Annotated in this window: 11 protein-coding genes and 1 pseudogene; 2 read left to right on the top strand and 10 right to left on the bottom strand. The window is 54.6% G+C overall.

Going from position 1 to position 11776, the window contains the following annotated elements:
- Positions 1 to 213: 213 nt before the first annotated feature.
- On the bottom strand, positions 214 to 1356 hold the full coding sequence (gene flhB / locus ACEQU8_RS14320; protein WP_370264497.1) for a flagellar biosynthesis protein FlhB: 1143 nt from the start codon (positions 1354 to 1356) through the stop codon (positions 214 to 216).
- A 119-nt stretch (positions 1357 to 1475) separates the two neighbouring features.
- On the opposite strand from flhB, the gene ACEQU8_RS14315 reads away from it, so the two are divergent.
- Positions 1476 to 1829 carry an Hpt domain-containing protein gene (locus ACEQU8_RS14315; RefSeq protein ID WP_370264495.1) on the top strand — a complete coding sequence of 118 codons (354 nt, stop codon included), beginning with the start codon at positions 1476 to 1478 and terminating at the stop codon, positions 1827 to 1829.
- Between the two features lie 44 nt (positions 1830 to 1873).
- Here ACEQU8_RS14315 and ACEQU8_RS14310 read toward each other — a convergent pair whose 3' ends face one another.
- The 9 genes from ACEQU8_RS14310 to flhD all read right to left on the bottom strand — a co-directional run bounded on the left by ACEQU8_RS14310 (position 1874) and on the right by flhD (position 11011).
- On the bottom strand, positions 1874 to 3619 hold the full coding sequence (locus ACEQU8_RS14310) for a methyl-accepting chemotaxis protein (protein WP_370264494.1): 1746 nt from the start codon (positions 3617 to 3619) through the stop codon (positions 1874 to 1876).
- Between the two features lie 215 nt (positions 3620 to 3834).
- On the bottom strand, positions 3835 to 5682 hold the full coding sequence (locus ACEQU8_RS14305) for a chemotaxis protein CheA (protein WP_370264492.1): 1848 nt from the start codon (positions 5680 to 5682) through the stop codon (positions 3835 to 3837).
- A gap of 37 nt (positions 5683 to 5719) precedes the next feature.
- Positions 5720 to 6520, bottom strand: a complete 801-nt coding sequence (locus tag ACEQU8_RS14300; RefSeq protein ID WP_370264491.1) for a protein phosphatase CheZ — start codon at positions 6518 to 6520, stop codon at positions 5720 to 5722.
- 33 nt (positions 6521 to 6553) lie between these two features.
- A complete protein-coding gene (gene cheY / locus ACEQU8_RS14295; RefSeq protein ID WP_370264490.1) occupies positions 6554 to 6943 on the bottom strand; it encodes a chemotaxis response regulator CheY in 390 nt (129 codons plus the stop codon).
- Between the two features lie 9 nt (positions 6944 to 6952).
- Positions 6953 to 7882 carry a chemotaxis protein gene (locus ACEQU8_RS14290; RefSeq protein WP_370264488.1) on the bottom strand — a complete coding sequence of 310 codons (930 nt, stop codon included), beginning with the start codon at positions 7880 to 7882 and terminating at the stop codon, positions 6953 to 6955.
- Positions 7883 to 7931: 49 nt separating this feature from the next.
- Positions 7932 to 8912 carry a flagellar motor protein MotB gene (gene motB, locus ACEQU8_RS14285; protein ID WP_370264487.1) on the bottom strand — a complete coding sequence of 327 codons (981 nt, stop codon included), beginning with the start codon at positions 8910 to 8912 and terminating at the stop codon, positions 7932 to 7934.
- A gap of 2 nt (positions 8913 to 8914) precedes the next feature.
- The gene (gene motA / locus ACEQU8_RS14280) at positions 8915 to 9778 is read right to left on the bottom strand and encodes a flagellar motor stator protein MotA (protein WP_370264486.1); all 864 of its coding nucleotides are present in this window, start codon (positions 9776 to 9778) and stop codon (positions 8915 to 8917) included.
- A gap of 323 nt (positions 9779 to 10101) precedes the next feature.
- Positions 10102 to 10665, bottom strand: coding sequence for a flagellar transcriptional regulator FlhC (gene flhC, locus ACEQU8_RS14275; protein ID WP_370264485.1), 564 nt, complete (start codon positions 10663 to 10665; stop codon positions 10102 to 10104).
- 28 nt (positions 10666 to 10693) lie between these two features.
- On the bottom strand, positions 10694 to 11011 hold the full coding sequence (flhD, locus tag ACEQU8_RS14270) for a flagellar transcriptional regulator FlhD (protein ID WP_370264483.1): 318 nt from the start codon (positions 11009 to 11011) through the stop codon (positions 10694 to 10696).
- A 576-nt stretch (positions 11012 to 11587) separates the two neighbouring features.
- On the opposite strand from flhD, the pseudogene ACEQU8_RS14265 reads away from it, so the two are divergent.
- Positions 11588 to 11776, top strand: a pseudogene (locus tag ACEQU8_RS14265) (flagellin FliC); the annotation flags it as partial.

The following is an 11776-nucleotide window of genomic DNA, read 5'->3' as shown; positions in this document are numbered from 1 at the left end:
GGGCAGAGGCCCGACCCGACCTCAGTTTTGGAGGGCGGGCCTCAGTTCAGGCGAGGCTCAGGGAGGGATCAACAGATTGGCCGTCGCAAAGGGGCATGGTCCTGCTGGCTTCAAGGAGCAAGCGAATCAAACAGGCGCGCGCAATAATCGGCATGGTCCTGCTGGCTTCAAGGAGCAAGCGACACCGCTGAACGGGGCACGGACCTGCTTGCTTCAGGGTGCCGCAGCCGGCGTGGCCGCTGGGTCCATGCCCGCCGGAATGTCCGCATCCCCCGGCACTTCTAGCAAATGGGCCTTGCCCTCGGCCAAGGCATACACATAGGCCAACAGCTTGGCCACTGCCGTGTACAAGGCCCCGGGAATTTCCTGCTCAAGATCCACATTGGCGTACAAGGCTCGCGCCAGCGGTGGCGCTTCCACCATGGGCACTCCACTGAGTTGCCCCACTTCCCGAATTTTCAGGGCCAGGGGCCCCAACCCTTTGGCCACCACTTTGGGGGCGCTGTTGCCGTTTTTGTCGTATTTCAAGGCCACTGAATAGTGGGTTGGGTTGGTCACAATCACATCAGCATTGGGCACAGAGGCCATCATGCGGCGGCGAGCGGCCTCGCGTTGCATGCTTTTGATTTTGCCTTTGAGGTGCGGGTCACCTTCGGTTTCTTTGGACTCGCGCTTTAATTCTTCCAGGTTCATGCGCAAGCCTTTGTAGTAGCGCCAAAGCTGGTAGGGCACGTCGAGCGCCACAATCAACATGAAGGCCAAGGCCAGAATGAGCGCATCTTTGATGGTGATGCGCGCTGTTTCAGCCATGGCCTTTTCCAGCGGCATGGCTGACAATTGGGCAAACTCGCCAAGATCTTGCATGATGAGCAGGTAACCCACTCCACCCAGCACAAGCGACTTGAGGATGGCTTTGACCAGCTCTGCGAGCCCATTGACCGAAAAAATATTTTTTAATCCCGAGATGGGGTTAAGCTTCGAAAACTTTGGCTCCAGGGCCTTGGACGACCAGTTGAGCCCGCCCACAGACACATTGGCCACAATGGCCGCCACAAACACAACCAAGAACAAGGGCACCAGAATGAATAGGCTTTCTTGAAGCATCGACACCCATTTGAGGCCCATCTGCTTGGTGTCGAAGGCCTGGCTTCGATCCAGCATCAGCCCCTTGCGAAGCAGTTTTTCGCTTTGGCTGACCAGCTCGGTGCCCATCACATACAGCAAGGACACACCGGCGAGCAACACCACGCCACCGCCCAATTCGCGCGATCGCGGGACATTGCCCTCTTCCCTGGCCTTTCGAATTTTCTGTTCTGAGGCCGGTAGGTCCTTTTCCTGATCGGTGTCTTCTGCCACGGCAGCATTCCGAGTCCTTGAAGGTTCCCATTATGAAAATGAAGCGCGTGAAGTAAAAGCACGAATTGATGGGTAAACTGTCCACATTCCATGTTTGCTGCAACAGGCTACAACACGATATGACCTACGACCCGAGCGAGGCTTTGGCCCGCGTTGACAACGACCGCGCACTGCTGTGCATGTTGATTGATGTGTTTTTAAAAGAAAAAGCCGGTTACATGGCACGCTTGAACGGCGCCTACGAGCAACAAGACATCACAGCGCTGGGCGATGCTGCACACAATGTGAAAGGCGCAAGCGGTGCGATTGGCTTAGAGGCTTGCAGAAGCCTGGCAGCCACACTCGAGGTGGCGTGCAGAAAAGCGGGAACGCAAGGTATCGATGGCCTAAGCGAGTCCACCAAGGCCTTGGTGAACACCCTAGCGCAATGCGATGAAGCGCTCTTGAGCTGGAAAACAAAAAACCAGGCCTGATGCGTTTGGCCTGGTTTTGGGCAAACCCACTGCCCGCTTCGTCGTTAATCTCGAATCAGCAACTCGGGGTTAAAGCCCAAGCGCATGCCGCCCCAGTGACGACCATCGATTTCGATCGGCAATGAAAGATCGTTCAACACCTCACCGGTGTCCCGCCGGTAGGTTTGCAGCAACCAGGGCGACAGGTTCTGCGCAGCACGCAAGCCAACGGGGTCGCTGAACATGCGCTTGTCGCGGCTTTCCACCAAATCCACTTTCAGGTCGCCCGTCAGCGGTCGGGAATACTTGCTGTTGTGCGTGGGCGCGTATCCTTTGCGATCCACACACAGCGAGAATACCGAGCCCGGCACTTGAGCCACCAAGCGGTCGTACACCGCCTGCAATTGACGCTCTACAGCGCGATCGTAATTGGTGGTGTATTTCTGTGGATTGGAGTTGGGCACGGGTTTGTAAGCCTCATCAAAAATATTGTGCCCATTGTCGCGAGCAGCCAGCAAAATGCTCTTGCATTCATCGCGAGCCAACATGGCTTTTTCAATGATGGTTTCGTAGGCGCCCTTGCCAATCTTGAACCGCGCCACCAATTCCTTGATTCGGTCGGTGGCACCTGCCAGCTCATTGCTTGATTTTTCTGAGCTGGTGGTTTGATCAATCACCGACTGAGCTGTGTCGCGAATGTGGGAGGCTTTTTGGGACACCTCGCCATTGATTTGCTTGACCGACTGCACCTGCGAGGTCACGTCGTTGATCTGATTGCTCATTTCCTCAAAGCTATGCACCATGCCGGAGAACTTGGCTGAGGATGCGCTAATCGTCTCTTGCCCTCGCAAGATGCTGGTGTTGATTTCGCGGGTTTCAGCTTGGGTGACCTCAACCAGTTTCAGCATGGACGAAATGTTGCCGCGAATCTCGCCCGTGGCGGCCTTTACACGCTCGGCCAGGCCGCGCACTTCGTCGGCCACCACTGCAAATCCGCGACCCTGTTCACCTGCGCGCGCTGCTTCAATGGCTGCGTTAAGCGCAAGCAGGTTGGTTTGGTCAGAAATATCGTTGATGAGTTTAACAATGCTTTCAATGCCCTTGCCGGTTTGGGCCAATTGCTGCACGGTGCTGCCGAAGCTGTTCAAGCTGCCAGAGGCTTGGTTCATTTCTTCTGCCACAATGAGCAGTTCGCGGTAGGAGGAGTTGACGGTCTGTAAATGTTCGCCAGTGGCATTGGACAAATAATTGGCACTGTTGGCCACATGCTCCATGGCGTGGCTGGCCCGGTCAGCGGCTTGGAAAATTTCGGTGGTGATGGCGCCCTGTTTGTCGGCTGTTTTGCTGGCGTCTTTCAAGCTGCCAGAAACCCGCACCGACTCCATGGACACCTGAGCGGTCATCCGTCGAATTTCGTGAATGAGGTCGCGCAGGCGCTCCATGAAAGCGTTGTAATGCTCAGCCAAATCACGCAATTCATCTTGCGTGACGGCTGGCAAATTGACAGACAAATCGCCTTCGCCATGCGCCAACTGATGCATGCGGTCCGACAACATCTTGACGGGTCGAACAATGAGGTGACGAAGGTAGAGAAATGCGGCTGTGCAAGCCATCACCAAGCCCAGCGATGCAGTGACCATGAGGCTGCGAAAATCGCCCAGTGCTGATGGGTCCAATCGATTGGCCACCCAAGCGTAAACCACCGCCAAAAGCACCAGGCCCAACAGGCCAATGGCTGCCACATTGCCAAACAATTTTTTGCTAAGTGACGAGAAGAAGTGATTTTCGATGGCGCGGTACATTGAACTCATTGAGTGGACTCCCTAACCTCCTGTCTGCGCAGGGTGGCGAAGTGTTAAAGAAGGTAGACGACACTTGCATTATGGTGGGGGTGGTGCAGAGGTGATTGAATTATTAGACGCCGAAAAACCCCCCTGTTTGGGGAGTTAAAAACAATCAGGCCCGATGCAAGCGCACCGGGCCTGAATTTGCAGCGTTTTGAACAGCCTGCAAAAGTTTGCCTTGTTTAAATTTGACCTTCGAGCAATTCGCGAAGCTCCAGCACCAGCACCAACAGACCCTCGCCAGACAAGGTGGCCCCAGCCACACCCTTGGGCTTCACCCCATCAAGCGGCTTGATCATGACCTCGTCCTGCCCCACCAAGGTGTCTACCGCCAAAATGCAGGCGCGGTTGCCGCTGATGGCCAACACACCCACTTTGGGGCCTGGGCTGGTTGGGCGACCAATCAAACTGGCCAAATCAAGCAAGGGTAGCACTTCACCGCGCACCACCATGGTGGGCTTGCCACCGACGCGTTGCACTTTGTCTTCCTCGATGGGAATGATCTCCCTGACACAAGACAGTGGCAGCGAATAAATTTGCTCTTCAAGCTTGAGCATCAACACTGGCAAAATGGCCAGGGTAAGCGGCAACAGGATGGTGATTCTGGAACCTTCGCCAGGGTTGGATTCGATCTCGATTCGACCATTCAAACGCTGAATGTTGGTTTTCACCACGTCCATGCCAACGCCACGACCGGAGATGTCCGAGATTTGATCTTTGGTAGAAAAACCGGGCAGGAAAATGAGCTGCAGGCTGTCTTGAACGCTCAATTGCCCTGCTTCTTCTGCGCTGATCAAGCCTTTCTCAACCGCTTTTTCGCGGATCACTTCAGGCTTCATGCCCCGGCCATCGTCCTGTATTTCAATGACGATGTGGTCGCCAGTTTGACGGGCCGACAGGTTCACGATGCCTTTGGGATTTTTGCCACAGGCGGTGCGATCAGCGAGGGTTTCAATGCCGTGGTCAACCGCGTTGCGCACCAGGTGCACCAAGGGGTCGTTCAATTCTTCGAGGATGGATTTGTCCACCTCGGTTTCTGCGCCTTCTAGCACCAATTCAACGTCTTTGCCCAGCTGGCGGGCCACGTCACGCGCCAAGCGGCTGTATTTCTGGAATACCCGGCCCACGGGCTGCATGCGTGCTTTCATCACGGCGGCCTGAAGATCGGACACCAACATGTCCAGTTGGCCCACCACCACATCCAGCGATTTGATCATTTCTTCGCTGGGCTTGCTGGTGGAGATGGCTTGGAACAGGCAATTCAAGCGGTTCTTGGTCAGGCCGATTTCGCCGCTGAGGTTTAAGATTTGATCAAAACGTGCGGTGTCCACCCGGATGGTATTTTCTTTGTTGGCCGCAGCTGCCGCTGGGCTTGCCCCTTTGGCCTTGGGCGCCACCTTGGGTCGAACGGCGGCCTCGGCCTGTTTGGAAATTGCCTCAGTGGCCATGGCCGTGCTCAATGCGGCCTGAGTTAATTCACGGGGTGGCTGCCCCACCACAGCTTCATACAGACCTGCCCAGTCCAGGTCGTCCTCGGCGCACACGGAGGATGCAACAGGCGGGTGGGTTGGCTCAGGGGTGACGGGGGCTGCCTGTGGTGCGGTGGCGGTGTTTGTTGATGCTTGCTCCAGCACCACGGCGCGACCTTCAATGGCCGCATCCAGAGCATCCAGAAGCTCGCCCGGGGCGGCAGAGGGCTGATGCCCGCTGCGCATTTCGCCAAACATCCGGTGCACTTCGCCGGTGGCCGCCAAAATGGCGTCCATCATTTCGGCGTTCAGGGTGAGCGTTCTGGCGCGCAGTTTGTCGAACAGGTTTTCGGTTTTGTGGCACAGCTCCACCAGGTGCGTGGCCTCCAAAAAGCCAGCTCCACCTTTGATGGTGTGAAATCCTCGAAACACCGTGGCCAGTAGTTCTGCATCCTCGGGGCTTTGCTCCAGCTCAACCAGTTTGCTGTCTACATCTTCGAGCAAGTCGCCTGCTTCCGTCAGGAAGTCTTGCAACAACTCCACATCGCTGAATGCACTCATTTGTTTCTCCCACGCAGGATCTGTGTTGTGGCCGGGTTCAGAAGCCCAGGCTTTCTAGCAAGTCGTCCACTTGGCCTTGGTTGGCGCACACATCGGAGCGTCCTTCAGCATTGATCGCTGGGCCAGAAAGCCATGTTTCTTCCACTTGCTTGCGCTGATCGGCAGGCGTGGTGTCCAGAAGCAGTTGAACCAGTTGCTCTTCAAGGTTTTGCGCCACGTTGGCAATTCGATTCACCACCTGACCGGTGAGGTCGTGGAAATCTTGCGCCATCATGATGTCGGTGAGGTTGCTGCCCAATTGGCCGCTGCTTTGCCCTATCTGCTTTACAAAATCGCGGTTGGCTTGCGCGTGCGCTTTAAATTCTTCTAGGCTCATCTCGTTGTTGTACAGGCGATCCCATTGCGCATCGAGCGCTTGTGCTCTGGCGGCAATTTCATCGTTTAACTTTTGCGAGCTTTCAACGGTGGACAGCACTTTTTCTGCGGCTTTGCCGGTGAGGTCGGCAATGTAGTTAAGGCGGGCACGCGCATCTGGCAGCGCACTCACGGCGTCTTCTACATTTTTGTCGTAGCCCAATTCTCGAAGGGCGTCGTGCAACTTGCGGGTGAGCACACCCACACGGCGAAACACATCATGGGGGTCTTCAGTGATGGCGTCGTCACTGCTGAGGGTGGTGGCCTGTGCTGGCTCCTGCTGCTCGGCGGGCATGGGCTCAGCCTGTTGAACCACGGGTTGAGCCGCAGGTGCGTGGGCGTCCCACACACGCTGTTCAGCAATTTCGTCAAACAGGGCTTCGAGCTCGTCGTTGTCACCGCTCTTCAAGTTGTCAGGGCTCATCGTTTTAGACCTCTCTCTTGAATTCTTTTGTGTTTAAACAGACATCTTGGCGACGATCTTCGTCAGCTTTTCTTCCAAGGTGGCCTTGGTGAATGGCTTGACGATGTAGCCGTTTGCGCCCATTTGAGCGGCGGTCACGATGTCTTCTTTTTTGGCCTCGGCAGTCACCAGCAACACGGGCAGATGCTTGAGGTCAGCATCGGCTCGAATGTTTCGCAGCAGCTCAAACCCGTTCATATTGGGCATGTTGAGGTCGCTGACCACAAAGTTGAAACTGCCTGCTTTCAGTTTGCTCAACGCGACTGCACCATCTTCGGCCTCGTCTGCGTTGTTGTAGCCAATTTCCTTGAGCAGGTTGCGAACGATTCGACGCATGGTCGAGAAGTCGTCCACAATCAGGAATTTAAGATCTTCAGGATTCATGCTTGCTCCTTAAGCCGGGTGAAGCATTGAGGTAACCATTTGAGCAAGCTCCTCGGGGTGGAACTTGCCGACGTACGCGTCCACGCCCACTTGCTGACCCAACTTCTTGTTGGCCACAGATGACAGTGAGGAGTGCATCAACACGGGAATGCCTTTGAAGCGGGCATCTTCTTTGATGTGGCGCGTGAGCACATAACCATCCATCTCGGGCATTTCTGCATCCACCAGGATGAGAGAAACAATGTCCTTGAGGTTGCGTTTTTCCTGCTCGGCGCGGCCTGCGATGTTGCGCAGCTTTTCCCAAGCCTCGCGTCCGTTGGTGGCGCTTTGGTAAGGCAGGTTGAGTTTTTCCAGCACCTCGGTGATTTTTTTGCGCGCGAGGTTGGAGTCATCTGCAAAAAACACTGGGGAGGGATTCTCTGGCTTGAGCGAGTCCATGTTGGGCACATCGCCTTCGCCTATCACTTCGCCCAGAATTTGCTCTACGTCCAGAATGGACACCAGCTTGCCGTCGGGCAACTCAGTGAGTGCAGTGATCATGGCGCTTTGCGACTGGCCGATGCTCTGAGGCGACTTCACCTGTTCCCAATCCACGCGAACAATGCGATCCACATCTTGAACCAGGAAGGCCTGGGTGTGCGAGGAAAACTCGGTGATGATGAGCTTGGTGCGCGGTGAGCCATTGTCCATGCGCAGGCACTGAGCCAGGTCGATCACCGGCAAAATGCTGCCGCGCAGGGAGATGATGCCCTCCACGCCCGGTGGCATGTTGGGCGTGCGGGTGATCGGCAGTGTTTCGCACACTTCGCGCACCTTGAACACGTTGATACCAAATACTTCTGTGGACCCCAGTGAGAACAGGAGCAACTCCATTTTGTTGGAGCCTGCCAGCCTCGCTTTTTCATCGATCATGTTCATCAATCGGTAATCGTTTTGCATTTGTGTTTGCTCCTGACAGTTTGACCTTCCGGGTCTAATTTCTATTGCCTCAACGCCCTTTGCTCAAGGGCAATCCTTCTATAGCTGGAAGCGGCGGTAAATCCACCATCTTGGTGTCTCCCCCATCTTCCTTCTGGGCCAAAGCACGCACGGCGTCCTCTGACCGTTTGTTCATCACCACAATCGCAATGCGGCGGTTCACCGCTGCGTAGGGATCTTTTTCCTCAAAGGGCAGCGATGAGGCCAAGCCCACCACGCGCAACATTTTGGAATCCGGCATGCCCGCTGCGGTCATTTCCCGCCGGCTGGCATTGGCCCGCTCAGCAGACAGCTCCCAGTTGCTGTACCCCTTCACGCCAGAGGAATACGGTGTGGCATCGGTGTGGCCTGACAGGCTGATTTTGTTGGGCACTTGCAGCAACATTTTGGTGATGTTCCTCAAAATGTCGCGCATGTAGTCTTTCAACACCGCGCTGCCAGAATCGAACATGGGCCTGTTGCGCTCATCCACAATTTGAATCCTCAAACCTTCGGAAGTAATGTCCAGCAAGATTTGATTTTTAAACTGTTTCATCAATTCTGATGCTTCGATTAGGCCCTCAATTTCCCCCTTTAATTCGACCAGGCGGCTGGCCTCGGCTTGCTCAAAGGCGGGGCTGTTGCTGTTGATGTTGTTGTTATTGATGTTGTTCATGTTGTAGTTGGTCTTGGCTTCGCTGTTGCTGCCAGCCTTGATTTGACCCACTTGCCGCGCCAGGTCGGTGCCGCCTGCATCAATCACACTGGTGGCTGTTCCAGAGCCTGGGCCACCCATCAGAGCCACTTTCAGTGGCGAGTTGAAATAATCTGAAATGCCTTTGAGATCACCCTCGGAGGTGGAGCCCAGCAACCACATCAACAAGAAGAAGGCCATCATGGCGGTCACGAAGTCGGCGTAGGCAATCTTCCATGCGCCTCCGTGGTGGCCATGGCCCCCTTTCTTGATCTTCTTGACAACGATAATTGGGCGTTCTTCTTCGGACTTGGCCATGATCACTTGCCCTTGGTGCTTTTGACGTGTTCTTCCAGCTCGCTGAAAGAAGGCCGTTCAGTGGAATACAACACCTTGCGCCCAAATTCCACAGCCAAGGCTGGGGAGTAACCATTGAGGCTGGCCAGCAAGGTGGTTTTAACGCACTCAAACGGTTTAGAGGATTCTGAAATTTTGTGGTTGATCACGTTGGCCAATGGGCCCACAAAGCCGTAGGCCAGCAAAATACCCAGAAATGTGCCCACCAGCGCCGCCGCAATCATCATGCCCAGCTGGGCGTTGCTCACTTGCCCCACCGAGCCCATCACGTGCACCACCCCCATCACCGCAGCCACAATACCAAAGGCTGGCAAACCATCTGACATGTTTTGCACAGCCGCCTGGGGCGCATGGGCCTCCTGGTGGTGAGTTTCTAGCTCTTCATCCATCAGGTTTTCAATTTCCATGGGGTTGAGGTTGCCGCTGACCATCAAGCGCAGGTAATCGGTCATGAATTCCACGATGTGATGGTCGTGCAAGACCTCGGGGTATTTTTGGAACAGTGGGCTCTGTTCGGGATCTTCCACATCGCCTTCGATGGACATCAGACCTTCTTTGCGAACCTTGGTCAGAATTTCGAACATCAAGGCCATCAGCGACATGTAAAACGCTTTGGTAATTTTCGACGGTTTGAAGGCGCCAGCCATGGCCCGGCCCGCGGCCTTCAACACCGTGGGAGGGTTGCTCACTACAAATGCGCCGATGGCTCCACCCCCAATGATGAGGATTTCTACGGGCTGCCACAGGGTGATGAGGTGGCCACCCATGAAGGCAAAGCCACCCAGCACACAAAATATAACTATGACGTAACCGACGACAACTAACATGGGTTGGAATCTCTGTCTGCGAATGGTTTTTCTGTATAGGTATTGTCGGCAGACTTTGTAAAATCTTTTGTCTGAATAAAGTGGCTTTTATGGGCGATTTCAACGCATGGCATAGCGCTTAAACCAAAGCCCTACAAAGCCCCCACCCTTTTGGGCAGGGATTGCAAAATGAAAAATGGCCAACCATGAAGGTTGGCCATTGGGGTGTAGAAACCCCCGCTGCAGACCCGGAAGAGACAGAGGGTGGGAGGATGCAACCGGACCTTTTCGCGCAGCAGGGGTAAACCAAATGCCCCCTCCACCGGGGGCATGCGCAAAGAGGCTTAGGCGTCGATTCCTGCCTCTTCGTTAAAAAAGCGTTCTGCAGCAGACTGGCGGGTTTTTCCAGCGCGTGAGGGCATGTGGCACAGGCCACACACATACTCGTCCACCAATTCATAGGTATGAACCACAAAGCGGCCTTCACACTCTTTGCAAGCGGTGGTGGTCAACATGCCCGCATCAAAAAACTTCACCAAACGCCATGCGCGGGTCAGGGAAAGCACTTCGGGCAGACCCAGTTGGCTCACCTGCTCAAGGTACATTTTGTAGGCCTTGATGATGGCCTCGATGTCTTCAATTTCTGTGCTCTTGATCAATGTTTGGTAAATATTGATGAACAGCGACGAATGAATATTGGGCTGCCAGGTCATGAACCAGTCGGTCGAGAAAGGCAACATGCCCTTGGGTGGCGACTTGTGCTTGAGTTCTTTATAAAGCTTGAGCAAACGCTCTCTGGACAACTGCGTCTCGGACTCCAGCACCTGAAGGCGGGCATCAAGCTGAATCAGCTCGGTGGCCAGTTGGATTTGTGCGGCTTCTGAAACGATTGATTTGACTTTTGCCATGATGCTTTGCCCCTGTCTATATTTTCAATTACGCAGCTGCGTCGGCTGCTTTGCCAGACATGATGATTGCTGCATGCATGCCAGACACGGTGCGGTCTTTGGTGTGGCTGGTCAGCAAGTTCCAAACCACTTCGTCATCAAAACGGAAGCGGCACATCAGCATGTTGCTGGAGGCAATTCTTAACACTTGTGCGGTGGTCAGTTGGTCGATCAAATCGGCCACTTCTTCAGAGATGCCCAGGCGGAAGGTGGCTTCTGCGCGGTCCTCACGGATCAGTTGCTGAGCCAGCAACAGGTAAGACAGGTTGGTTTCACGAATCTCATCCAACAAACGGGTACTTTTCATTTGAACATCCTCCGATTCAATCTGTTGTACTGCATTGTTTGACTGCGTCCTTCATGTACACCTGTCACCAAGTTGACAGGGACACTCCCCTCATACGCATCTTCGGCTTGTTGGACGGGAACCTGAATCATCCAACTTCCATTCATTCAGTCATCCCTTCGCACATCGCGCTATAAGAATCTGCCTGACATGGACACACTATCCGGCAAGGCCAAAAGCCAAAGAATCGCAAGGAGGGGGGATCCCCCCATTCGATTGTCCCCCCGATGGGCCGCCCCCTTGTTTTGGGTTGCCCTTGGGAAGGTGTCAGATTGTTAAACCCGACACATTGTTAACGGACAACATTTGGGGAAACTGTAGGGGGTTCGAACGGAGGGGGGGTGAGTGAGTAGCTTCGAATGGCGCGGGCGCTTGCTTACGACCCCAGGCGAAAGAACTTTAGGGCTGCAGCATTAAATTTTGAAATTGAAATATTTTTCCTCAAGTTTTGTTTTCAGGAATCGATAACCGGGACATAAGGCAGCGCAAACACGACGTTGCCAGCTTGGAAAACTAAACACTGCTTGGAGAAACATCATGCTAGGAATCAACACCAACGCCGCGTCGCTGACCGCACAAAAGAACCTCTCTGGCTCGGGCATTGGCCTGAACAACGCGATTGCCCGCTTGTCCTCGGGCTTGCGTGTGAACAGCGCCAAAGACGACGCCGCAGGCCTGGCCATTGCCGAGCGCATGAATGCGCAGGTCAAGGGCTTTGATGTGGCC

The organism is Limnobacter sp., from assembly GCF_964228395.1.
In the GTDB taxonomy this organism is placed as follows: Bacteria; Pseudomonadota; Gammaproteobacteria; order Burkholderiales; family Burkholderiaceae_B; genus Limnobacter.
The sequence above is the reverse complement of the archived record's forward strand: the minus strand, read 5'-3'. Positions and strand labels throughout refer to the sequence as shown.

What these genes read in the sequence shown, in the direction of transcription:
- ACEQU8_RS14290 (WP_370264488.1), bottom strand. Translation starts at nt 7,882, where the DNA reads ATGCAAAACGATTACCGATTGATGAACATGATCGATGAAAAAGCGAGG.
- flhD (WP_370264483.1), bottom strand. Translation starts at nt 11,011, where the DNA reads ATGAAAAGTACCCGTTTGTTGGATGAGATTCGTGAAACCAACCTGTCT.
- cheY (WP_370264490.1), bottom strand. Translation starts at nt 6,943, where the DNA reads ATGAATCCTGAAGATCTTAAATTCCTGATTGTGGACGACTTCTCGACC.
- ACEQU8_RS14310 (WP_370264494.1), bottom strand. Translation starts at nt 3,619, where the DNA reads ATGAGTTCAATGTACCGCGCCATCGAAAATCACTTCTTCTCGTCACTT.
- flhC (WP_370264485.1), bottom strand. Translation starts at nt 10,665, where the DNA reads ATGGCAAAAGTCAAATCAATCGTTTCAGAAGCCGCACAAATCCAACTG.
- motB (WP_370264487.1), bottom strand. Translation starts at nt 8,912, where the DNA reads ATGGCCAAGTCCGAAGAAGAACGCCCAATTATCGTTGTCAAGAAGATC.
- motA (WP_370264486.1), bottom strand. Translation starts at nt 9,778, where the DNA reads ATGTTAGTTGTCGTCGGTTACGTCATAGTTATATTTTGTGTGCTGGGT.
- ACEQU8_RS14305 (WP_370264492.1), bottom strand. Translation starts at nt 5,682, where the DNA reads ATGAGTGCATTCAGCGATGTGGAGTTGTTGCAAGACTTCCTGACGGAA.
- ACEQU8_RS14300 (WP_370264491.1), bottom strand. Translation starts at nt 6,520, where the DNA reads ATGAGCCCTGACAACTTGAAGAGCGGTGACAACGACGAGCTCGAAGCC.
- ACEQU8_RS14315 (WP_370264495.1), top strand. Translation starts at nt 1,476, where the DNA reads ATGACCTACGACCCGAGCGAGGCTTTGGCCCGCGTTGACAACGACCGC.